This window comes from Mycobacterium sp. HUMS_12744610, from assembly GCF_041206865.1.
GTDB classification, from domain to species: Bacteria; Actinomycetota; Actinomycetes; order Mycobacteriales; family Mycobacteriaceae; genus Mycobacterium; species Mycobacterium servetii.
This window is the reverse complement of the sequence record NZ_JBGEDP010000001.1, coordinates 5485380-5508040: the sequence shown is the minus strand read 5'-3', so window position 1 is coordinate 5508040 and position 22661 is coordinate 5485380. Positions and strand designations below refer to the sequence as shown.

Sequence of the window (22661 nt, the reverse complement as noted above, 5' to 3'; positions counted from 1 at the left end):
CGACTCACCCGGATAGTGGGTCGTGCTGGATGCGTTCCGGCGGAGCGCCTTTGGCGATCAGGGCGGCCCTAGTGGCCCGCACCATGTCCGGTCCCCCGCAGATCAGGATCTGCCGGTCGCCCCAACCACCGTATCTGGTCACCACGTCGGGCAGCCGGCCCGTCTGATGCACGTGCAGGCCGCGGGGCGGGGTGCAGTCGGGATAGTCGGCGGCCCAGGGCGGGTCGGTGCCGTATTCCGACACCGGCGAGACCGACAGCCACGGATTGTGCGCGGCGACCTGCCACAGGGTGGGCAGGTCGTAGAGCTCGCAGCGGTAGCGGGCCCCGAAGAACAGGTGCACCCGCGGGTTGTCGGCGTAGCGGCCGAGGTCCAGGATCAGCGCGCGCAGCGGCGCCAGGCCGGTGCCGCCGGCCACCATCAGCACGTCGCCGCCGTCCCGGTCGACGTGCAACCCGCCGTGCGGACTCGACAGCCGCCACCGGTCGCCGGGCCGGGTCTCGGCGACGACCGCGGTGCTGACCAGGCCGCCGGGGACTACCCGGACATGGAACTCGATCAGGCCGTCCGGGTCGGCCGGGATGGCCGGGCTCAGGTATCGCCAGCGGCGCGGGCACTGCGGGACCTGGGCGGTGACGTACTGGCCGGGGTGGTAGTCCATCGGGCGGTCCAGCCGCAGCCGCACGACCGCCAGGTCGCGGGAGGCCCGGATGTGCTCGACGACCGTTCCGTCCCACCAGGCGGGCCCCTCCTCGGCGTCGGCGGCACCGCTCATCACCCCGGTGATCAGGTTCAGCGACTGACGCGCTGCCTCCGCGACGGGCCCGGTCCAGGTCTCGCCCAGGTGGTCGCGCAGCGTGTCGTGCAGTGCCCGGCGCAGCGTCGCGTAGTGCGGCGCGGTGACGCCGTACTTGCGGTGGTCGCGACCGAGCTGGGCGAGGAAGGCCACCGGCTCTTCGGCGCGCCGCTCGACCAGCTCGCCGTAGACCCAGCGCAACGCCTGGGCGAAAGCGGCCCGCTGGCCGGCCATTTCGGCCGGGAACAGGTCGCGCACCGAGGTGTCGAGGGCGAACCAGTGCGTGTAGAACCGGTGGACGAGCCCGTCCTGCGCGATGGCGTCGCGCAGGACCCGCAACGCGTCGGGGTCCTCCAGGCTCACGGAGCCGAATTCTAGGCGCGCCGCGCTGCGCCGGCCTCAGCCCTGCGGGACGGTGTTGGCGGTGCCGGCGTCGACGACCTCGGGCGCGCCCCGGTGGTAGGTCACCCGGTCGCCGGTTCCCGGGGTACTCACGGCGTCGGCGCTGTCGACCGTGACGCGGTTCTCGTTTCCGGAGACGTTGGGGGTTGCGCAGTGGCCGGTGACCGTGATCGCGTTCGTCACCCCTCTCACCGACAGGTATCCGTCGTTGCAGGGGATCGTCTTGCGCGTGCCGGTGCCGCTGAGCTGTAACGTGCCCGCCCGGGGGACGGTCGCCGCGCGGCCCCACTTGAGCGAGGCGGACCCGCGCCTCCCACAGTTGCCTGCCGTAGACCCCCGCCAGGGTCAGCACCGCCACGACGGTGAACGCCTCGGGCAGCTCGATCCACAGCGCGACCGGTGCGACCGCGACCACGAACAGCGTCCACACGTAACCACCACCGGGACGGCAGTCCGGCCAGCCGGCCTTGGGAATGCGCCGCAGGGTGGGCGAGAGCCGCTGCTCGGGTTCGGCGGCGAATCCATCGACGAAACGTGCCACAATATTTAGACTTGAGCGGAACAGACTCAACCTTGACGGCGTTAGATAACGCGACAAGCATTTTGACCCGTAACCCGACCCGAACGGAGGCGTCGTGGACTCTTTCAACCCGACCACCAAGACCCAGGCGGCACTGACCTCGGCGCTGCAGGCGGCCTCGTCCGCAGGCAACCCCGAGATCCGGCCCGCCCACCTGCTGATGGCCCTGCTGACGCAGGCGGACGGGATCGCCGCGCCGCTGCTGGAGGCGGTCGGTGTCGAGCCGGCGACCATCCGCACCGAGGCCCAGCGGCTGCTGGACCGGCTGCCGCAGGCCAGCGGCGCCAGCGCCCAGCCGCAGCTGTCCCGCGAATCGCTGGCGGCCATCACCACCGCCCAGCACCTGGCCACCGAGATGGACGACGAGTACGTCTCCACCGAGCACCTGATGGTCGGCCTGGCCACCGGCGACTCCGAGGTGGCCAAGCTGCTGACCGGCCACGGCGCCTCGCCGCAGGCGTTGCGCGAGGCGTTCGTCAAGGTGCGTGGCAGCGCGCGGGTGACCAGCGCCGACCCCGAGGCCACCTACCAGGCGCTGGAGAAGTACTCCACCGATCTGACGGCCCGGGCCCGCGAGGGCAAGCTCGACCCGGTGATCGGGCGCGACAACGAGATCCGGCGTGTCGTGCAGGTTTTGAGCCGCCGCACCAAGAACAACCCGGTGCTGATCGGTGAGCCGGGCGTCGGCAAGACCGCGATCGTGGAGGGCCTGGCCCAGCGCATCGTCGCTGGTGACGTGCCCGAGAGCCTGCGCGACAAAACCGTCATCAGCCTGGACCTCGGCTCGATGGTGGCCGGCGCCAAGTACCGCGGTGAGTTCGAGGAGCGCCTCAAGGCCGTCCTGGACGACATCAAGAACTCCGCCGGGCAGATCATCACCTTCATCGACGAGCTGCACACCATCGTCGGCGCCGGTGCGACCGGCGAGGGCGCGATGGACGCCGGCAACATGATCAAGCCGATGCTGGCCCGCGGCGAGCTGCGCCTGGTCGGTGCGACCACCCTCGACGAGTACCGCAAGTACATCGAGAAGGACGCCGCGCTCGAGCGCCGCTTCCAGCAGGTGCTGGTCGGCGAGCCGTCGGTGGAGGACACCGTCGGCATCCTGCGCGGGCTGAAGGACCGCTACGAGGTGCACCACGGCGTGCGCATCACCGACTCGGCGCTGGTGGCCGCGGCGACGCTGTCCGACCGCTACATCACCGCGCGGTTCCTGCCGGACAAGGCCATCGACCTCGTCGACGAGGCCGCGTCGCGCCTGAAGATGGAGATCGACTCCCGCCCGGTGGAGATCGACGAGGTCGAGCGCTTGGTGCGCCGCCTCGAGATCGAGGAGATGGCGCTGGCCAAGGAGGAGGACGAGGCGTCCAAGGAGCGGCTGGAGAAGCTGCGCGCCGAGCTGGCCGACCAGAAGGAGAAGCTCGCGGAGCTGACCACCCGGTGGCAGAACGAGAAGAACGCGATCGACGTCGTCCGCGAGCTCAAGGAACAGCTGGAGGCGCTGCGCGGGGAGTCCGAGCGCGCCGAGCGCGACGGCGACCTGGCCAAGGCCGCCGAGCTGCGCTACGGGCGCATTCCCGAACTCGAGAAGAAGCTCGACGCGGCGCTGCCGCAGGCCGAGGCCCGCGAGAACGTGATGCTCAAGGAGGAGGTCGGGCCCGACGACATCGCCGAGGTGGTGTCGGCGTGGACCGGGATCCCCGCCGGCCGCATGCTCGAGGGCGAGACCGCCAAGCTGCTGCGCATGGAGGAGGAGCTGGGCAAGCGCGTCATCGGCCAGCGCAAGGCCGTTCAGGCCGTCTCCGACGCCGTGCGGCGGTCGCGGGCCGGTGTCGCCGACCCCAACCGGCCGACCGGATCGTTCATGTTCCTCGGCCCGACCGGTGTCGGCAAGACCGAGCTGGCCAAGGCGCTGGCGGAGTTCCTCTTCGACGACGAACGCGCCATGGTCCGCATCGACATGAGCGAGTACGGCGAGAAGCACTCGGTCGCCCGCCTGGTCGGAGCGCCCCCGGGCTACATCGGCTACGACCAGGGCGGTCAGCTGACCGAGGCGGTGCGGCGACGCCCGTACACGGTGATCCTGTTCGACGAGGTCGAGAAGGCCCACCCCGACGTGTTCGACGTGCTGCTGCAGGTGCTCGACGAGGGGCGGTTGACGGACGGCCAGGGCCGCACGGTCGACTTCCGCAACACCATCCTGATCCTGACGTCCAACCTCGGGTCGGGCGGCAGCGAGGAGCAGGTGATGGCCGCGGTGCGCTCGGCGTTCAAGCCGGAGTTCATCAACCGCCTCGACGACGTGATCGTGTTTCACGGCCTCGAGCCCGGCGAGCTGGTGGCCATCGTCGACATCCAGCTGGCGCAGCTGCAGAAGCGGTTGGCCCAGCGGCGGTTGCAGCTCGAGGTGTCCGACACCGCCAAGAAGTGGCTGGCCCAGCGCGGGTTCGACCCGGTCTACGGCGCCCGGCCGTTGCGCCGGCTCGTGCAGCAGGCCATCGGCGACCAGCTGGCCAAGATGTTGCTGGCCGGCGACGTGCACGACGGGGACACCGTCCCGGTCAACGTCAGTCCCGAGGGTGACTCGCTGATCCTGGGCTGAGTAACTAGAACTGGACCTGCGGCGGTGCCCGCTGGCCTTCCGGCGCCCGGTCGAACGGCCGTTTCTGTACGCCCGCCAGACCGGTGAAGAACATCCAGAGGATCGTCACCACCCGCTGGTTGGGGCCGGCCGCCGCGTCGTTGTAGTACTGACGCGCGAACGCCGGCTGGTTCTCGGTGTCGGCGAGCTGCTCATGCAGCTGCAGAAAGTTGGCCCCTGCGCCCGCGCCTTCTCGTCGACGCTGGTCTCCGGTGACCTCTTCGAAGACCGACTTCTCATGCGCCGCATAACCTTTGACGGTGTTGACCAGGTTGGGCACCAGGTCGGCCCGGCGGGTCAGCTGCACGGCGATCCCGCCGAGCGCCTCCTGGGCCTTGACGTCGAGGCGGCGCAGCGCGTTGAACGCGACGACACCGAGCACTGCCAGGGCCGCCAGCGCTCGGTCCACGGCAGCGTGGCCCGGCGCGGAAGCGGCACCCGCAGGTCGAGCCGCACGGTGACCGGGTTCTGTGGTGGCAGCGCCGCGGTGGTGACCGTGACGTGGTCGGTGCCCGCACCGGCGATCGCGCACGGGATGGACCCGGTCTCGTCGGCGGCGCACTGCACCAGCCCCGGGCGGACCGGGCAGGTCGATGCTCACGTGCGCGGCCGCGATCTTCATGGCCTGGAAGCCGACCACGTTGTAGTAGAACGACGCGGTCGGTGCGCTCGGGTTGGTCCCGGCGCGGTCGGCGGTTTCACCAGCCCCCCGGGCGTGCCGTCACGCGCCTGATGCGCGGTTGTGACCTGGTGGCATTCTCCACTCCGGCCCAAGAGCAGATAACCTACTTGGGATGGTTCCCCTTTGGTTCACGCTGTCCGCCCTTTGCTTCGTCGGCGCGGGCGTGCTGCTGTACGTCGACATCGACCGGCGTCGCGGCCGCAGCCGGCGCCGCAAGTCGTGGGCGCGGTCGCACGGCTTCGACTACGAGCGTGAGTCGACCGAGATCCTCAAGCGCTGGAAGCGCGGGGTGATGTCGACGGTGGGGGAGGTCGCCGCCCACAACGTCGTGCTGGGGCAGATCCGCGGCGAGGCGGTCTACATCTTCGACCTCGAAGAGGTGGCCACGGTGATCGCGCTGCACCGCAAGGTGGGCACCAACGTGGTGGTGGACCTGCGGCTCAAGGGGCTCAAAGAGCCGCGGGAGAACGACATCTGGCTGCTCGGTGCGATCGGGCCGCGGATGGTGTACTCGACGAACCTGGACGCGGCCCGGCGGGCCTGCGACCGGCGCATGGTCACCTTTGCCCACACTGCGCCCGACTGCGCCGAGATCATGTGGAACGAGCAGAACTGGACGCTGGTGGCCATGCCGATCGCCAGCACGCGCGCCCAGTGGGACGAGGGCCTGCGCACCGTGCGGCAGTTCAACGACCTGCTGCGGGTGTTGCCGCCGCTGCCGCAGGAGACCGCCTCGGAGTCGGGCGCGCCGGCGGGCCTGCGCAGTGCCTCGCCGAGCCGTCCGCTGATGCCGGCCGGACGCGGGGAACTGCCGCCGCGGCGGGCGCAGCACGACGTGGCGGGCCTGGTCGGTGAGGCTGGCCGGCGCGAGCCGGAGCCCGTGCGCCGCGACCAGCCCCGCACCGAGGGCCGGCCCGAAGGCGTGCACCGCCCGCCGCCACCGGTCAACGGCCGCGAGGCCTCCAACTACCAGCGCTGACCGCGCCGGTCGCTCATGTCTCGCCCCGTAGCCCTGATCACCGGGCCCACGTCCGGGATCGGTGCCGGTTATGCCCGCCGCTACGCCGCCGACGGCTACGACCTGGTGCTGGTCGCCCGCGACGCCGACCGGCTGGCCGCACTCGCGGCGGAGTTGAAGACCGAGGCGGGCGGTGTCGACATCCTGTCCGCCGACCTGTCCGACGCGGCCGAGCGCAATGAGGTTGTCGACCGGCTCGCCGGGGGGGTGCGGGTGCTGGTGAACAATGCCGGATTCGGCACGTCGGGGGAGTTCTGGGCGACGGATCCCACGCTGCTGCAGGCGCAACTGGACGTCAACGTCACCGCGGTGATGCAGCTGACCCGGGCCGCGCTGCCGGCCATGCTCGCCGCCGGTGCGGGCACGGTAATCAACGTGGCCAGCGTGGCGGGGCTGCTGTCCGGGCGGGGGTCGACCTACTCGGCGTCCAAGGCCTGGGTGGTGTCCTTCAGCGAGGGCCTGGCCGGCGGCCTGCGGGGCACTGGCGTCGGCGTGCACGCGGTGTGCCCGGGGTTCGTGCACACCGAGTTCCACGAGCGGGCGGGAATCGACATGGCCCGGCTGCCGTCGTTCCTGTGGCTCGAGGTCGATGACGTGGTCGACAAGAGCCTCGCCGACGTCTCCGCCGGCAAGGTGGTCAGCGTGCCCGGGCTGCAGTACAAGGCGCTCGTGGCCGCGGGGCGGATGATCCCGCGGAACCTGGTGCGCGCGGCGGCGAGTCGGGTCGGGGGCGGCCGTGGACGAAGCTGACCGCGCGGAGCTGGCCGAGCTGGTGCGGCGCCTGTCGGTGGTGCACGGCCGGGTCACGCTGTCGTCGGGCAAGGAGGCCGACTACTACGTCGACCTGCGCCGCGCCACGTTGCACCACCGGGCGTCGGCGTTGATCGGCACCCTGGTCCGGCAGCTGACCAGCGACTGGGACTACGCGGTGGTCGGCGGCCTGACCCTGGGCGCCGACCCGGTGGCGACGGCCGTCATGCACGCGCCCGGGCGGCCGATCGACGCGTTCGTCGTCCGTAAGGCCGCGAAAACCCATGGTATGCAACGACTTATCGAGGGTTCCGAGGTCGCAGGGCGGCGGGCGCTGGTGGTGGAGGACACCAGCACCACGGGCAACTCGGCGCTGACGGCGGTGCATGCCGTCCAGGAGGCGGGCGGCGAGGTGGTGGGTGTTGCCACCGTGGTGGACCGCGCCACCGGCGCCGCCGAGGCCATCCGCGCCGAGGGGCTGCTATACCGCAGCGTGCTGGGCCTTGCCGATCTGGGGCTGGGCTAGGCGGCGAGCGGGGCTATGCACCAATCGTCACACCTGCCGCACGGGCCTCTGGCGTGGGCGGCATTCGTTGTGCCCGCCTCGCAGCGACAATTCCCTCCCGCTCCGATTTGTCGCTGTGAGGCGGGCAAAAAGTCGACCGTTCCTGGCCAGTGGCGCATGTGGCGAACGTGACTGATGCGCTTTAGATTCCGGTCGCCGAAGCGCGCCGCGAGCGCCCTCCTCGTCATCGCCGCCTGCCTGGCCGGCTGCTCGAGTTCCGCCCATCCCGTCCGCCCCTATGGCGCCGAAGGGGCGCGGTTCGGCGAGTCGCTGGCGTTGCTGGGCTGGAACATCGGGGTGTCGAACCTGCGCTGGTCGGAGGACTACGTACTGATCGACGTCGACGCCAGCGTCGCGTCGCCCAACAGCCCGCACGCAAGACCGGAGGACATTCGCTTCGGGCTCTACGGGGCGCTGGCGCACCCGCTGGAGGCCACCGCGCTGGGCAGCTGCGACAGCGCGGTCAGCAGCGGGCGGCAGATCCCCTCCCCGCTGTCGGCGCCGCCCGACCGGCTCACCGGCACCGTGTGCCTCGGCCCGCAGAAGGACCGGAGCCAGGTCCGCGGCGTGTACGCCTACTCGCCGCGCGACCGCATCCCCAAGACGTCGGCGGCCTACCCTGCGGCGTTCCCCGTGGGGCTGATGCCGACCAACGCCAACGACACCGGCCTGGTCGTCAAGACCGTCAACCTGTCGGCCTGGCACGCCGACGGCACCCCGGTGACCAGGGCGCAGCTCGGTGACCCGGCCGCGTTCACCGGCAACGGCTACATGCTGCTGGGGCTGGAGGCCACCGCCCTCGCGGACCGCTACCGCGACGACTCCGCCAAGCGCGGCGGCCCGATGATGCTGCTCGCCTCGCCGACCCTGCCCGCTCCGGGGCTGAACCCGGCCTGCTCCGCGTACGGGTCGTCGGTGCTGATCCTGCCCGATGCCTCGCTGGACGCGGTGCACGTCGACGCGTCGCTGTGCACCCAGGGCGACATCAACGAGGCGCTGCTCTACGCGACGGTCGCGGTCGACGGCACCCACGCCGGCGTGTGGACGCAGCGATGAACGAGCCCGGGCCCACCGAGTGGGGGGCGCCGGCCGCCGGCGTCGGGCCCTGGCCGGGCGAGCCGCCCGACGACCCGCGCTACGACCCGATCCTGTTGCGCGACGGCGACACCCGCAACGTCGTTGACGCCTATCGGTACTGGACCCGGGAGGCGATCATCGCCGACATCGACACCCGCCGCCACCCGTTGCACGTGGCGATCGAGAACTTCGGCCACGACGCCAACATCGGCTCGGTGGTGCGCACCGCCAACGCCTTCGCGGTGCACACCGTGCACATCGTGGGGCGGCGGCGCTGGAATCGCCGCGGCGCTATGGTGAACGACCGCTACCAGCGGCTGTGCCACCACGACCGAACCGGCGAACTGCTGGAGTTCGCGGCGGGCGCCGGGTTGAGCGTCGTCGCGGTGGACAACGTCCCGGGCGCCGTGCGCATCGAGGAGGTGGCGTTGCCCCGCGAGTGTTTGCTGGTGTTCGGTCAGGAGGGGCCGGGCATCACCGACGACATTCGCGCCGGCGCGTCGATCGCGGTGTCCATCGCGCAGTTCGGCTCGACGCGCAGCATCAACGCCGGGGTGGCCGCCGGGATCGCGATGCACGCCTGGATTCGCCAGCACGCCGACCTCGATCGCGCGTGGTAGCAACCAGGATTCACGCTCAACTCCACAACGTGACGTGTACCTTGGGGCGGAACCTCGTCACCCCGACGCCGGACCCGCGGATCATCGCCTGCGTGCACCGGGGTGTGGTGATGAAGCGCACCAGCTCCGACACGGCGGGCTGGCGAGCCGCCGGCGCCAGGGTCGCCGCGCACCATTCGCCCGAGCGGTCCAGCCCCGGCCCATTGACGTGCACCAGCCGCCCGGCGGCCAGGTCCTTGGCCACCGCGAAGCCGATCGCCAGGCTCACCCCGCCGACCCGCTGCACCTCCTCGAGCGCGGCGGCGTCGCTCTGGAAGATCCGCTGCTGTGACTCCGGAATCTCCAAGGCGCGCAACATGACCGCGATCTCACCGTCCACTCCGCCCGCCGACGGCCCCAGCATCCACTGCTGGGCACGAAGCGCCGCGGCAGTCGGAAAACCTTTGGCCAGTGGGCTTTTCGGCCCGACGACGGCGATGATCTGATATTTCAGGAAGGCTCGCACGAAGATCGTCTCGTCCGAACCGACCGAACCGGCCGGGCCGATCGCGATGTCCACGGCGCGCGAGCAGATCAGCTCGCGGAACCGGCTGGTGGGGTGCACGCTCAACTCCACCGACAGGTCGTCGGCGCGCGACGAGAACAGCTCGATCAGCCCCGGCGCGGCGTGCTCGGCGAACGCCGACGACGCCGCGATGCGCAGCAGGCGGCGCCCGTGGGCCGCCTCGGTGACTTCGATGGCGGTCTGCTGCTGCAGGCCCAGGATCTCCACGGCGCGGCTGGCCAGCCGCAGGCCGCCGGGCGTGAACGCCAGCCCGGCACCGGTTCTGGTGAACAACGGGTCGTCGAGCTCCTTGCGCAGCGCCGCCACGTGCATCGAGATCCCGGCGTCGGAAACACCCAGCTCCGCGGCGGCGGCCCGCACCGATCCCAGCCGAACCACCGCCGAATAGGCCCGAAGTTGAGCCGGAGTCATGGGTATGAGCCTACGTTGGAACCCGTGCGGGAAGTGCTTGCTCAGCTGATGCCGATCTGGCGTGCCGGTGCGACCGCGGGGCTGGGCACCGTCGTGCGCACGCTGCGGTCGGCGCCGCGGCAGCCGGGCGCGTCGATGCTGGTGGCCCCCGACGGCTCGGCGACCGGATCGGTGTCGGGCGGCTGCGTGGAGGGCGCGGTCTACGAGCTGGCCACCGAGGTCGCGCACACCGGGACACCGCGACTGGAACGCTACGGGGTCAGCGACGACGACGCGTTCGAGATCGGTCTGACCTGCGGCGGCATCATCGACGTCTTCATCGAGTCGGTCTCGCGGGCAACGTTTCCCGAACTTGGGTCGATCGCCGAGGACGTCGCGGCGGGTCGTCCCGTGGCGGTCGCGACCGTCATCGCCCACCCCGACGCGGCGTGGGTGGGCCGCCGGCTCATCGTCAGGCCCGACGCTCTGTCGGGGTCTTTGGGCTCGCCGCGCGCCGACGCCGCGGTCACCGACGACGCCCGCGGCCTGCTGGCGCTGGGCCGCAGCGAGGTCCTCGAGTACGGGCCCGACGGCCAGCGCCTCGGCGACGGCATGGAGGTCTTCGTCTCCAGCAACGCCCCGCCGCCCCGGATGCTGGTCTTCGGGGCGATCGACTTCGCCGCCGCCCTGGCCCGGCAGGGGTCGTTCCTGGGCTACCGCGTCACGGTGTGCGACGCGCGCGCTGTGTTCGCCACCCGGGCGCGCTTCCCGTCGGCCGACGAGGTCGTCGTCGACTGGCCGCACCGATATCTGGCCGCGCAGGCGGCGGCTGGCGCCGTCGACCGGGACACGGTGATCTGCGTGCTCACCCACGACCCGAAGTTCGACGTCCCGCTGCTCGAGGTGGCGCTGCGCCTGGACGTCGGCTACGTCGGCGCGATGGGATCGCGCCGCACCCACGACGACCGGATGGACCGGCTGCGGGCGGTGGGGCTCACCGACACCGAGCTGAGCCGGCTGGCCAGCCCCATCGGGCTGGACCTCGGCGCGCGCACCCCGGAGGAGACCGCGGTCTCGATCGCCGCCGACATCATCGCCCGACGCTGGGGCGGCGGGGGCCTGCCGCTGGGGTGCACCACCGGGCGAATCCACCACGACGCGCAGCTCGAGGGCCAGTTCAGGGATTCCTTAACTCGCTATTGACGCCCCCACGGGGCGGGCTGACACTGTGGCGCATGCAAGTACCCGGCCCCTTCGAATACGAACGCGCGACGAGTGTGGACCACGCCATCGGCTTGCTGGATCGGTTGGGGGAGGGCGCGCGGGTGATCGCCGGCGGGCACAGCCTGCTGCCGATGATGAAGCTGCGGATCGCCAACCCCGAATATCTGATCGACCTCAACGACCTGGCCCTCGAGCTCGGCTACGTGATCACCGACCCGACGCTGGTCCGCATCGGCGCCATGACCCGGCACCGCGAGCTGCTCGAGTCCGACACCCTGGCCGCGAAGTGCCCGATCTTCCGCGACGCCGAACGGGTGATCGCCGACCCGGTGGTCCGCAACCGCGGCACCCTCGGCGGCTCGCTGTGCCAGGCCGATCCGGCCGAGGACCTCTCGACGGTGTGCCTGGTGCTCGACGCGGTGTGCCTGGCCCGGGGACCGGGGGGCGAACGCGAGATCCCGATCGACGAATTCCTGGCTGGCCCGTACGAGACCACACTGGCCCACAACGAGATCCTCGTCGAGGTGCGAATCCCGCTGCGGCCCAGGAGTGCCAGCGCATACGCGAAAGTAGAACGGCGGGTAGGGGATTGGGCCGTCGCGGCGGCGGGCGCGGCCGTCACCCTGGACGGCCCGGCACTGGCCGCCGCCCGCGTCGGCCTGACCGCAGTCAACCCCGACCACGACGCGCTGGCCGAACTCGCGGCCTCGCTGGCCGGCCGGCCGGCCACCGAGGAGACCTTCGCCGAGGCGGGCCGGCGCGCCGCGCAGGCCTGCGAACCGGTGACCGACATCCGCGGCACCGCCGAGTACAAGCGGCACCTGGCCTCCGAGCTGACCATCCGCACGCTGCGCTTCGCGGCGCAGCGGGCCGGCGCACAAGGGAGCGACTGACCATGCAGGTGAACATGACCGTCAACGGCGAGCAGGTGACCGCCGACGTCGAACCGCGCACGCTGCTCGTGCACTTCCTGCGGGATCACCTGCGGCTCACCGGCACCCACTGGGGCTGCGACACCAGCAACTGCGGCACGTGCGTGGTCGACGTCGACGGCGTGCCGGTGAAGTCGTGCACGATGCTGGCGGTGATGGCCTCGGGGCACGCCGTGCGCACCGTGGAGGGCCTGGCCGTGGACGGCCGGCTCGACCCGGTGCAAGAGGGGTTCATGCGCTGCCACGGGTTGCAGTGCGGCTTCTGCACCCCGGGGATGATGATCACCGCTCGCGCCCTGCTGGACCGCGACCCCGACCCCGACGAGCAGACCATCCGCGAGGCCATCTCGGGCCAGATCTGCCGGTGCACCGGCTACACGACGATCGTGCGCTCCATCCAGTGGGCCGCCAAGCACGCCGACGCGGTGGAGGCCACCTCATGACGACGATCGAATCACGGCCCCCCTCACCCGAAGACACCGCGGACAACGACCAGAAGCCGTGCGGCTACGGGCGGATGCTGCGCAAGGAGGACCCGCGCTTCATTCGCGGCCGCGGCACCTACGTCGACGACGTCGCGCTGCCGGGCATGCTACATCTGGCGATCCTGCGCTCGCCCTACGCGCATGCCCGCATCGCCGGCATCGACGTGTCCGCGGCCCTGGCCCACCCGAAGGTCAAGGCCGTCGTCACCGGCGCGGACCTGGCCGAGAAGGGCCTGGCGTGGATGCCGACGCTGGCAGGCGACGTGCAGGCCGTGCTGGCCACCGACAAGGTGCGCTTCCAGGGCCAGGAGGTGGCGTTCGTCGTCGCCGAGGACCGGTACTCGGCCCGCGACGCGCTGGAGCTGATCGACGTCGACTACGACCCGCTGGACCCCGTCATCGACGTGCGCAAGGCGCTCGAGGAGTCCGCGCCGGTGATCCGCACCGACCTCGAGGGCAAGAACGACAACCACATCTTCGACTGGGAGACCGGCGACGCCGCGGCCACCGAGGCGGTGTTCGCGCGCGCCGACGTCGTCGTCACCCAGGAGATGGTCTATCCCCGCGTGCATCCCGCCCCGATGGAAACCTGCGGCGCGGTGGCCGATCTGGACTCGGTCAGCGGCAAGTTGACGCTGTGGACCACCTCGCAGGCCCCACACGCGCACCGCACCCTCTACGCGCTGGTCGCCGGCCTGCCCGAGCACAAGATCCGGGTGATCTCCCCCGACGTCGGCGGCGGATTCGGCAACAAGGTGCCGATCTATCCCGGCTACGTGTGCGCCATCGTGGCCTCGCTGGTGCTGGGCAAGCCGGTCAAGTGGATGGAGGACCGCAGCGAGAACCTGACGTCGACCAGTTTCGCGCGCGACTACATCATGGTCGGCGAGATCGCGGCCACCGCGGACGGCAAGATCCTCGCGGTGCGCTCGAACGTGCTCGCCGACCACGGCGCGTTCAACGGCCAGGCCGCGCCGACGAAGTACCCGGCCGGGTTCTACGGGGTGTTCACCGGCAGCTATGACCTGGAGGCGGCGTACTCGCGGGTGACCGGGGTGTACACCAACAAGGCGCCCGGCGGGGTGGCCTACGCGTGCTCCTTCCGGATCACCGAGGCGGTGTACCTGGTGGAGCGGCTGGTGGACTGCCTGGCCTACGAGCTCAAGCTGGACCCCGCCGAGCTGCGGCTGCGAAACCTGTTGCGCCCCGAGCAGTTTCCCTACACCACCAAGACCGGCTGGGTGTACGACTCCGGCGACTACGAGACCACCCTGCGCAAGGCCATGGACATGGTCGGATATGAGGCGTTACGCGATGAACAGAGGCGCAGGCGGCAAAACGGCGAGCTGATGGGCATCGGGATGTCGTTCTTCACCGAGGCGGTCGGGGCCGGCCCACGCAAGGACATGGACATCCTGGGCCTGGGCATGGCCGACGGCTGCGAGCTGCGGGTGCACCCGACGGGCAAAGCCGTTGTGCGCCTGTCGGTCCAGACCCAGGGCCAGGGCCACGAGACGACGTTCGCCCAGATCGTCGCGGAGGAACTGGGCATTCCGCCCGACGACATCGACGTCGTGCACGGCGACACCGACCAGACGCCGTTCGGCCTGGGCACCTACGGCAGCCGCTCGACGCCCGTCTCGGGTGCGGCCGCGGCGATGGTGGCCCGCAAGATCCGCGACAAGGCCAAGATCATCGCCTCGGGCATGCTCGAGGTGTCGGTCGCCGACCTGGAGTGGGAGAAGGGCACGTTCAGAGTCAAGGGCGACCCGTCGGCGTCGGTGACGATCGCCGACATCGCGATGCGCGCGCACGGGGCCGGCGACCTGCCCGAGGGTCTCGAGGGCGGACTGGACGCCGAAGTGTGCTACAACCCTTCGAATCTCACCTACCCCTATGGCGCGTACTTCTGCGTAGTCGACATCGATCCGGGCACCGCGGTGGTCAAGGTGCGGCGCTTCCTGGCGGTCGACGACTGCGGGACCCGGATCAACCCGATGATCATCGAGGGGCAGGTGCACGGCGGCGTCGTCGACGGCATCGGGATGGCGCTGATGGAGTGGATCGCCTTCGACGACGACGGCAACTGCCTGGGCGGCTCGCTGATGGACTACCTGATCCCGACCGCCATGGAGGTGCCGCATCTCGAAACCGGGCATACCGTGACGCCGTCGCCGCACCACCCGATCGGCGCCAAGGGGATCGGCGAGTCGGCCACCGTCGGCTCCCCGCCCGCGGTGGTCAACGCGGTGGTCGATGCGCTGGCGCCGTTCGGCGTTCGCCACGCCGACATGCCGCTGACGCCGTCGCGGGTGTGGGAGGCCATGCAGGGCAGAGCGAGGCCCCCCATCTGATGTCCATCATCGGCGAGCGCGCCCAGCAGCTGTTGGCGGCACGGACACCGTTCGTGCACGCGACGGTGGTGCGGGCCCAGCCGCCCACCTCGGTCTACCCGGGCGACGAGGCGATCCTGCTCGCGGACGGCACGATCGAGGGTTTCGTCGGCGGCCAGTGCGCGCAGAACTCGGTCCGCAAGGCGGCGCTGGGCGCGCTGCAGACGAACGAAAGCGTGCTGCTGCGAGTGCTTCCCGACGGCGACGTGCACTTCCCCGAGGCGCCCGGCGCCTGCGTGGTGGTCAACCCGTGCCTGTCCGGCGGATCGCTGGAAATCTTCCTGACCCCGCAGCTGCCGCCCCCGCTGATCCGGGTCCACGGCGCCACGCCGATCGCCGAAGCGCTGGTCCGGGTGTGCGCGGTGCTGGGGTACGACGCGCGCGCCGACGCCGACCCGGTCGATGTCACGGCCCTGCCGACCGCCGTCGTGATCGCCAGCCACGGTGGCCCCGAGGCCGGGATCATCCGCGCCGCACTGGATCACGGCATCGGTTACATCGGTCTGGTGGCCAGCAGGGTGCGCGGCGCCTCGATCCTCGACTCGCTCTCCCTCTCCGGGGACGAGCGGGCCCGCGTGCACACCCCGGTCGGTCTGCCGATCGGCGCCAAGACGCCCGCCGAGATCGCGGTGTCGATCGCGGCCGAACTCGTCGCCGCCATCCGCGGCGCCGGCGGCCCGGGCCTGCCGCCGCGGCGGTGCGCACCGCGCCCGGGGCGATCGACCCGGTCTGCGGCATGACGGTTTCGGCCGCGCCCGCCGCCGAGCACCTGCAGGTGGCCGGGGTGGACTACTGGTTCTGCGGCCCAGGATGCCGGGCGGCGTTCGCCGCGGGCCGAGCCGGCGCATGAGGGCGATCTTCGAGAGCCCGGCCGACGTCATCGACCGGTTCGACGCGCGGGACTACCTGCTCGACACCGGGACCGCGTCGGCGATCTACCTCGCGGTCACGCTGGGCCGGCCGCTGCTGCTCGAGGGCGAGCCCGGCGTCGGCAAGACCACCGCCGCGAAAACCCTTGCCGCGGTGCTGGACACCCCGCTGGTCCGGCTGCAGTGCTACGAGGGCCTGACGGCGAACGAGGCCCTCTACGACTGGAACTACCAGCGCCAGCTGCTGTCCATCCGGCTGGCCGAGGCGAGCGGTACCGGGATCGACGAACGGGATCTCTATACCGAGGCCTACCTGGTGGACCGGCCCATCCTGCGCTGCGTGCGGCACCGCGGCCCCCGCCCGCCTGTGCTGCTGATCGACGAGATCGACCGCGCCGACGACGAATTCGAGGCGCTGCTGCTGGAGTTCCTCGGCGAGTCCGCGGTGACGGTGCCCGAGCTGGGCACCTTCGTCGCCGAGCGCCCGCCGATCGCGGTGCTCACCTCCAACCGCAGCCGCGACCTGCACGACGCGCTGCGCCGCCGCTGCCTCTACCACTGGATCGACTACCCGGAGCCGGCCCGTGCCGCCGCCGTCGTGCGGCGCACGGTGCCCGGGGCCACCGCCGCACTGATCGAACGTGCCGCCCAGTTCGTCCGTGCCGCACGCGAACTCGACCTGGACAAGCCGCCCGGAGTTGCCGAGACCATCGACTGGGTGGCCGCGCTGGTTTCGCTGAGAGTCGCCCAGCTGGTCGACCCGGCCGCGCAGATGACCCTGGGGGCGCTGGCCAAGACGCCGGACGACCGTACGCTGATTCGCGACGCGTACGTAGCCTTCACCGAGTGCAGCCTTACCTGAGAGGACCCGCAGCATGAAGATCGCCAACCAGTTCACCGTCAGTGCGCCCATCGACAAGGCGTGGGACGTGCTGTGCGACCTGGAGCAGGTGATCCCGCTGATGCCGGGGGCCGCGCTGACCGGCCACGAGGGCGAGGACTACGCCGGCAAGGTCAAGATCAAGGTCGGCCCCGTCACCAGCGAATTCAGCGGCAAGGTGCACTTCGTGGAGCAGGACCGCGGCCAGTACCGCGCGGTCATCGACGCCAAGGGCAAGGAGATGCGCGGCACCGGCAACGCGGCCGCCACGGTCACCGCCCAGCTGCACGAGGAGGGCGACCGCACCAGCGTCACCGTGGACACCGACCTCAAGATCGTCGGCAAGCTGGCGCAGTTCGGCAGTGGGATGCTGCAACAGGTCTCGGAGAAGTTGCTGGGCCAGTTCGTGGAGTCGCTGGAGGCCAAGCTGGCCGCCGAGAACGCGCCGGCGATGCCGCCGAGCAACGGTTCGGCCGCGCCGGCGCCCGCGCACCACCCCGCCGGGCCCGCCCCCGAGCCCGAACCCATCGACCTGCTCGAGCTGGCCGGCGGCGACCAGCTCAAGAAGTACGGTGCACTGGCCCTGGCGGTGTTGGCCGTGCTGGTGCTGATCTGGGTCATGCGCCGGAGGCGTTGACGTCCCCCATGAGCGGCCCGGCGCTGTTGCGGGGCGTCGACCTGGCGGCCTTCGCGGCCGCCCTGGTGGCGCGGCTGCGCGGTGCCGGGGTGCACGTGTCGGCCGACGGGCCGGCGGGTTTCGTGCAGGCGCTGCGGCTGCTGGGGACCCGCACCGGGTCTGCGCTGTATTGGGCGGCCCGGCTGACGCTGGTCGACCGGGCCGACGACCTGGGCGCCTTCGACGCGGTGTTCGCGGCGGTGTTCGGCGCCGGCGAAGCCGAGCGTTCCACGAGTTTGGTCGCGGCGCAACAACTCTCCAACCGCGCCCCCGGCCCGGTGCGGGGCGCCGAAGCCCAATCCGGGCTGCCCGGGGGCCTGCCCTGGGCGACGCGGGCCGCCGCCGGGCACGACGACGACGACCCGGGAGCCGCGCGCGTCCCGGTCCCCGAGGTGCTGCCCAGCCGCATCGCCGCACGCGCCGACGAACCGTTCGACCGCTTCGACGCCCGCGACCTGCGGTTGCTGGGGGACTGGCTCGAGGAGACCGTCGTGCGCTGGCCGCGGCGGCGCAGCATGCGGTTCGAGCCCAGCGCCGCCGGCAAGCGCATCGATTTGCGCGCCACGATGAACGCCTCGCGCAAGACCGGCTTCGAGGCGATCGCCCTGGCGCGCACCCGGCCGCGGCGCAGGCCCCGCCGGGTCGTCCTGGTCTGCGACGTGAGCCGCTCCATGCGGCCCTACGCGGCGATGTATCTGCACCTGATGCGGGCCCTGACGAAGGGGCGCGGCGTGCGCCGGGCCGGGATCCGCCCGGAGGTGTTCGCGTTCTCGACGTCGCTGACCCGGCTCACCGCGGTGCTGTCGCACCGCTCGGCCGAGGTGGCCCTGCAGCGCGCCGAGGCGACGGTCACCGACCGCTACGGCGGCACCTCCGTCGGCCGCAGCCTGGCCGCCCTGCTGTCCCCGCCGCACGGCAACGCGCTGCGCGGGGCGGTGGTGATCGTCGCCTCCGACGGCTGGGACGGCGATCCCCCCGACGTGCTGGCGCGCGCCATGGCCCGGCTGCGTCGCCGCGCCGCCGTGGTGGCCTGGCTCAATCCGCGTGCGGCCCAGCCGGGTTTCGAGCCGGTGACCGGTTCGATGGCGGCCGCGCTGCCGTACTGCGACCTGTTTCTGCCGGCGCACTCACTGACCGGGCTGCGCCAGTTGCTGCTCGCGTTGTGTCTTTGAGGCCCACACCCGAGCGGCCGAGTTCGCGGGCCCCGGCGACCAGCGCGGCTGTGATCGCCGCGGCGGTCGCATAGTCGAGGCCGTCGGGCGGGTGGATGTTGGAGATGCAGTTGCGGTCCGCGTCGGTGAGCCCGGGCGCCGGGTGCTGCGTCAGGTAGATGCCCAGGCTGTCGGCGACCGAGAGCCCCGGACGCTCGCCGATGAGCACGAGAACCGTTGCGACGCCGAGCGCCTGACCGATGTGGTCGCCGAGCGCCACGCGGGCCTGGGTGGCGAGGACCGGCGGGGCGATGCGGTAGCGGCCGCCGAATTCGCGCAGCAGCGCCGCGAGGGTGCCCGCGGCGTGGTCGGTCAGGGCGCGCGGCGAGAGCCCGTCGGCGAGCACGACACCGATGTCCGCCCCAGTCTCCGGCAGACCCGACAGGTCGCACGGGCTGCGGCCCAGGTCGGGCCGGCGCAGGTACTCCCCGCGCGAGGCCGCCCTGCTGCGCACCCGCAGCGGCTCGGCGACGCCGACACCGCGGAGCCGCGCGACGAGGTCGTCGACGTCGAGCGGGTCGTGCACGGCGTCGCGCGCCGCGGCGTGCGCGGCCTGGAACTCCAGCACGCGCCGGGTGGGCAGCGAGTTGCCCGCCCGCCCGAGCCCGATGCGCGCCTGCGTGGTGGCCCGCAGCGGCGCCCACACGTCGGCAGCGTCCATCAGCCCGCCGCCAGTTGCCGCAGCGGCGACGTCGCGAGGTCGACGGGCAGGATCCGGCCCTGCGCGTCGGCCATGCCCAGGCCCGCCAGCCAGACCTCGAACTCGGGCGCCGGGCGCAACCCCAGCGCCTGCCGCACGTACAGCGCGTCGTGGAACGACAGGCTCTGGTAGCCGAGCATGATGTCGTCGGCGCCGGGAACGGCGATGACGAACGCGGTGCCCGCCACGCCCAGCAGGGTCAGCAGCGTGTCCATGTCGTCCTGGTCGGCCTCGGCGTGGTTGGTGTAGCAGACGTCGACGCCCATCGGCAGGCCGAGCAACTTCCCGCAGAAGTTGTCCTCGAGGCCGGCGCGGATGATCTGCTTGCCGTCGTAGAGGTACTCCGGCCCGATGAACCCGACCACGCTGTCGACCAGCAGCGGCCGCAGCGCCCGGGCCACCGCGTAGGACCGCGCCTCGAGCGTCTGCTGGTCGACCGGCCTGCCGCCGACGCCGAGGTGGGCCCCGGCCGACAGGGCCGAACCCTGCCCCGTCTCCAGGTACATGACGTTGCCGCCGACCGTGCCGCGGTGCAGCGAGCGGGCCGCCTCGTCGGCCTGCCTCAGCATCGCCAGGGAGGTCCCGAACGCCGCATTGGCGCCCTCGGTGCCCGCGATCGACTGGAATACGAGGTCGACCGGCGCGCCGCGGTCGATGAGTTCCATGGTGGTCGTCACGTGGCACAGCACGCACGACTGCATGGGAATGGCGAACCGCCGGCGGATGTCGTCGAGCAGGTGCAGCAGGTCCGACGCGGCGGCCGGCGAGTCGGTCGCGGGGTTGACGCCGATCACCGCGTCACCGCAGCCCAGCAGCAGGCCGTCGAGCAGCGCGGCGGCGATCCCGCGGGGGTCGTCGGTGGGATGGTTGGGTTGCAGCCGGGTGGCCAGCCGGCCCGGCAGGCCGATGGTGGTCCGCAAGGCCGCGGTGTTGGTCACCGCGGCGGCCACCAGGATCAGGTCCTGGTTGCGCATGATCTTCGACACCGCGGCAACCATCTCCGGGGTGAGCCCGGGGGCGAGGGCCGCGAGCCGCGCCGGCGCGTCGGCGCGGGAGGCGTTGTCCAGCAGCCAATCCCGGAAACCGCCGACGGTCAGGTGCGCGACCGGGGCGAAGGCCTCGCGGTCGTGGCCGTCGATGATGAGCCGGGTCACCTCGTCGGTCTCGTAAGGCACGACCACGTCGGACAAAAACGACGCCAGCTCGATGTCGGCGAGCACCCACGCGGCCGCGGCGCGTTCGGCGTCCGAGCCGGCGGCGCACCCGGCGAGCTGGTCGCCGGAACGCAGGGGCGTCGCCTTGGCCAGCACGTCGAGGAGCCCGTCGAAGCTGTAGCTGGTCCCCGAGACAGTTTGCCGGTAGCTCACCTGGAGCACAGTAGGTCACACCCGGGCGATGAGGCAGGATCGACCGTTATGGATCAGCTATGGGCAAACCGGGCGGCCAGCTCCGAAGCCGCTGTGGTGCAACGACACCTGAAGCGGCTGTGGGCGCTGCCGGGCACCCAGCTGGGGGTGGTGGCGTGGCCGCCGACGCGGCGCGACCGGCTGTTCGCCAGCTGGCACTACTGGTGGCAGGCCCACCTGCTGGACTGCCTCGTCGACGCGCAGCTGCGCGACCCGCAGCCGCACCGGCGCACCAGGATCAACCGGCAGGTCCGAAGTCACCGGCTGCGCAACAACTTCTCGTGGACCAACAGCTACTACGACGACATGGCGTGGCTGGCGCTGGCGCTGGAACGCGCCGCCCGGATCGCCGGCGTGCGGCGCCGGCGCGCGCTGCCCAAGCTCGCCGACCAGTTCGTCAAGGCCTGGGTGCCCGAGGACGGCGGCGGCATCCCGTGGCGAAAGCAGGACCAGTTCTTCAACGCCCCGGCCAACGGCCCGGCCGCGATCTTCCTCGCCCGCTACTCGGACCGGCTGCGGCGGGTCCAGCAGATGGCCGACTGGATCGAGGAAACCCTGATCGACCCCGAGACCCACCTGGTGTTCGACGGCATCAAGGCCGGCTCGCTGGTCCGCGCGCAGTACACCTACTGCCAGGGCGTGGTGCTCGGGCTGGAAACCGAGCTCGCCGCCCGCACCCACGACGACCGGCACGCGCCGCGGGTGCATCGCCTGGTCGCCGCGGTCGGCGAGCAGATGGCGCCGTCGGGGGTGCTGGGGGGCGCCGGCGGCGGGGACGGCGGCCTGTTCGCCGGCATCACCGCCCGCTACCTCGCGCTGGTGGCCACCGCGCTGCCGGGCGAGGAGGCCGCCGACGTCGCAGCCCGCGACACCGCCCGCACCATCGTGCTGGCCAGCGCGAAGTCGGCGTGGGACTACCGGCAGAGCGTGGACGGCCTGCCGCTGTTCGGCCCGTCGTGGGACCGCGACGCCGAGCTCCCCACCGCGGGGCCCGGGGCGGGGGCACAGGCGCGGTTCGTCGACGGCGCCGTGAGCGGCTCGGGGGTCGCCGAACGGGACCTGTCGGTGCAGCTGTCGGGGTGGATGCTGATGGAGGCCGCCTGCAGCGTCACCGGTCGGGAACCGTGATCTGCGTGCGGTCCTTCCGCGCGCCGCGCTGCCGTCCCCGGTAGCCGCGCCAGGCGGCGATGAACGCCGGCAGCAGTGAGACCACCAGGATGCCCAGGATGATCTTCTCGAGGTTGTGGTGCACGAACGGCACGCTGCCCAGGAAGTAGCCCGCCAGCGTCACCCCACCGCCCCAGGCGATGCCGCCGACGATGTCGAACGCCAGGTACACCGGGTAGCGCATGTAGGACACCCCGGCGATCACCGGGACGAACGTCCGCACGAACGGCGCGAACCGGGCCAGGATGACCGCCCAGGGGCCGTACTTCTCGAAGAAGGCATGCGACTCGGTCACGTAGTGCCTCTTGAAGAACCGGGAGTCTTCCTTCTTGAACAGCGCCGGACCGATGCGGCGCCCGATGAAGTACCCGGTCTGGTCGCCGAGCACGGCGACCAGGGCGACGCACGGCGCCAGCACCCAGACGTCCGTCGGCGGGTGCGGGTGCGCGCACAGCAGCCCGCCGGTGAACAGCAGCGACTCACCGGGCAGCAGGGGGAACAGCAGGCCGGTCTCGATGAAGACGATGACCAGGATCCCGGGCAGCACGGCCGAGCCGAAAACCCCCCCGGCGCCCAGCCAATACATCGGGTCGAGGATGTCGGGCAGGGCCGCCGTCACCGCTGTGCTCACG

General features: G+C 71.7%; 21 protein-coding genes and 1 pseudogene. 15 read left to right on the top strand and 7 right to left on the bottom strand.

Going from position 1 to position 22661, the window contains the following annotated elements:
- Nucleotides 1-4 precede the first annotated feature (4 nt).
- Together AB8998_RS26810 and AB8998_RS26805 are read right to left on the bottom strand one after the other, a co-directional pair.
- A complete protein-coding gene (locus AB8998_RS26810) occupies nt 5-1159 on the bottom strand; it encodes an FAD-binding oxidoreductase (protein ID WP_369740950.1) in 1155 nt (384 codons plus the stop codon).
- Between the two features lie 36 nt (nt 1160-1195).
- The gene (locus tag AB8998_RS26805) at nt 1196-1381 is read right to left on the bottom strand and encodes a DUF3060 domain-containing protein (RefSeq protein WP_369740949.1); all 186 of its coding nucleotides are present in this window, start codon (nt 1379-1381) and stop codon (nt 1196-1198) included.
- A 452-nt stretch (nt 1382-1833) separates the two neighbouring features.
- On the opposite strand from AB8998_RS26805, the gene clpB reads away from it, so the two are divergent.
- Nucleotides 1834-4380, top strand: a complete 2547-nt coding sequence (clpB, locus tag AB8998_RS26800; protein WP_369740948.1) for an ATP-dependent chaperone ClpB — start codon at nt 1834-1836, stop codon at nt 4378-4380.
- 4 nt (nt 4381-4384) lie between these two features.
- Here clpB and AB8998_RS26795 read toward each other — a convergent pair whose 3' ends face one another.
- Nucleotides 4385-4828 (bottom strand): LemA family protein, encoded by a 444-nt coding sequence (locus tag AB8998_RS26795; RefSeq protein ID WP_369740947.1) that lies wholly within the window; start codon nt 4826-4828, stop codon nt 4385-4387.
- A gap of 385 nt (nt 4829-5213) precedes the next feature.
- Here AB8998_RS26795 and ttfA point away from each other — a divergent pair, with 385 nt between their 5' ends.
- The 5 genes from ttfA (at nt 5214) to AB8998_RS26770 (ending at nt 9131) form a co-directional block, all read left to right on the top strand.
- Entirely contained in the window at nt 5214-6080 is an 867-nt protein-coding gene (gene ttfA, locus AB8998_RS26790; RefSeq protein WP_369740946.1) for a trehalose monomycolate transport factor TtfA, read from the top strand.
- 15 nt (nt 6081-6095) lie between these two features.
- The gene (locus tag AB8998_RS26785; protein WP_369740945.1) at nt 6096-6869 is read left to right on the top strand and encodes an SDR family NAD(P)-dependent oxidoreductase; all 774 of its coding nucleotides are present in this window, start codon (nt 6096-6098) and stop codon (nt 6867-6869) included.
- Nucleotides 6856-7395, top strand: coding sequence for an orotate phosphoribosyltransferase (gene pyrE, locus AB8998_RS26780; protein WP_369740944.1), 540 nt, complete (start codon nt 6856-6858; stop codon nt 7393-7395). The genes AB8998_RS26785 and pyrE overlap by 14 nt, the downstream gene beginning before the upstream one ends.
- A gap of 174 nt (nt 7396-7569) precedes the next feature.
- A complete protein-coding gene (locus tag AB8998_RS26775; protein ID WP_369740943.1) occupies nt 7570-8490 on the top strand; it encodes a hypothetical protein in 921 nt (306 codons plus the stop codon).
- A complete protein-coding gene (locus AB8998_RS26770; RefSeq protein WP_369740942.1) occupies nt 8487-9131 on the top strand; it encodes a TrmH family RNA methyltransferase in 645 nt (214 codons plus the stop codon). Before AB8998_RS26775 ends, AB8998_RS26770 begins: the two co-directional genes overlap by 4 nt.
- 16 nt (nt 9132-9147) lie before the next feature.
- Here AB8998_RS26770 and AB8998_RS26765 read toward each other — a convergent pair whose 3' ends face one another.
- Nucleotides 9148-10107: a LysR family transcriptional regulator gene (locus AB8998_RS26765; protein ID WP_369740941.1), complete on the bottom strand. Its 960-nt coding sequence runs from the start codon at nt 10105-10107 to the stop codon at nt 9148-9150.
- Nucleotides 10108-10131: 24 nt separating this feature from the next.
- On the opposite strand from AB8998_RS26765, the gene AB8998_RS26760 reads away from it, so the two are divergent.
- The 8 genes from AB8998_RS26760 to AB8998_RS26725 all read left to right on the top strand — a co-directional run bounded on the left by AB8998_RS26760 (nt 10132) and on the right by AB8998_RS26725 (nt 18717).
- On the top strand, nt 10132-11289 hold the full coding sequence (locus AB8998_RS26760) for an XdhC family protein (protein ID WP_369740940.1): 1158 nt from the start codon (nt 10132-10134) through the stop codon (nt 11287-11289).
- 32 nt (nt 11290-11321) lie between these two features.
- Nucleotides 11322-12203 carry an FAD binding domain-containing protein gene (locus tag AB8998_RS26755; protein WP_369740939.1) on the top strand — a complete coding sequence of 294 codons (882 nt, stop codon included), beginning with the start codon at nt 11322-11324 and terminating at the stop codon, nt 12201-12203.
- 2 nt (nt 12204-12205) lie between these two features.
- Nucleotides 12206-12685 (top strand): (2Fe-2S)-binding protein, encoded by a 480-nt coding sequence (locus tag AB8998_RS26750; RefSeq protein ID WP_369740938.1) that lies wholly within the window; start codon nt 12206-12208, stop codon nt 12683-12685.
- The gene (locus AB8998_RS26745) at nt 12682-15081 is read left to right on the top strand and encodes an aerobic carbon-monoxide dehydrogenase large subunit (protein ID WP_369740937.1); all 2400 of its coding nucleotides are present in this window, start codon (nt 12682-12684) and stop codon (nt 15079-15081) included. Before AB8998_RS26750 ends, AB8998_RS26745 begins: the two co-directional genes overlap by 4 nt.
- Nucleotides 15081-15860: an XdhC family protein gene (locus AB8998_RS26740; protein WP_369740936.1), complete on the top strand. Its 780-nt coding sequence runs from the start codon at nt 15081-15083 to the stop codon at nt 15858-15860. The genes AB8998_RS26745 and AB8998_RS26740 overlap by 1 nt, the downstream gene beginning before the upstream one ends.
- Before the next feature lie 106 nt (nt 15861-15966).
- Nucleotides 15967-16851 carry an AAA family ATPase gene (locus AB8998_RS26735; protein ID WP_369740935.1) on the top strand — a complete coding sequence of 295 codons (885 nt, stop codon included), beginning with the start codon at nt 15967-15969 and terminating at the stop codon, nt 16849-16851.
- Between the two features lie 13 nt (nt 16852-16864).
- Nucleotides 16865-17506 (top strand): SRPBCC family protein, encoded by a 642-nt coding sequence (locus AB8998_RS26730; protein WP_369740934.1) that lies wholly within the window; start codon nt 16865-16867, stop codon nt 17504-17506.
- Nucleotides 17507-17514: 8 nt separating this feature from the next.
- Entirely contained in the window at nt 17515-18717 is a 1203-nt protein-coding gene (locus AB8998_RS26725) for a vWA domain-containing protein (RefSeq protein WP_369740933.1), read from the top strand.
- Here the strand turns inward: AB8998_RS26725 and eutC are convergent.
- Nucleotides 18701-19417: pseudogene (gene eutC, locus AB8998_RS26720) on the bottom strand (ethanolamine ammonia-lyase subunit EutC); the annotation flags it as partial. The gene AB8998_RS26725 and the pseudogene eutC sit on opposite strands and share 17 nt — an antisense overlap.
- Complete coding sequence (locus tag AB8998_RS26715; RefSeq protein ID WP_369740932.1) at nt 19417-20823, bottom strand: ethanolamine ammonia-lyase subunit EutB; 1407 nt, start codon at nt 20821-20823, stop codon at nt 19417-19419. The pseudogene eutC and the gene AB8998_RS26715, both read right to left, overlap by 1 nt.
- Nucleotides 20824-20871: 48 nt before the next feature.
- Here AB8998_RS26715 and AB8998_RS26710 point away from each other — a divergent pair, with 48 nt between their 5' ends.
- Nucleotides 20872-21990 (top strand): glycoside hydrolase family 76 protein, encoded by a 1119-nt coding sequence (locus AB8998_RS26710; RefSeq protein ID WP_369740931.1) that lies wholly within the window; start codon nt 20872-20874, stop codon nt 21988-21990.
- Here the strand turns inward: AB8998_RS26710 and AB8998_RS26705 are convergent.
- Nucleotides 21971-22660, bottom strand: coding sequence for a DedA family protein (locus AB8998_RS26705; RefSeq protein ID WP_369740930.1), 690 nt, complete (start codon nt 22658-22660; stop codon nt 21971-21973). The two genes, AB8998_RS26710 and AB8998_RS26705, sit on opposite strands and share 20 nt — an antisense overlap.
- Between the last annotated feature and the right edge of the window lies 1 nt (nt 22661).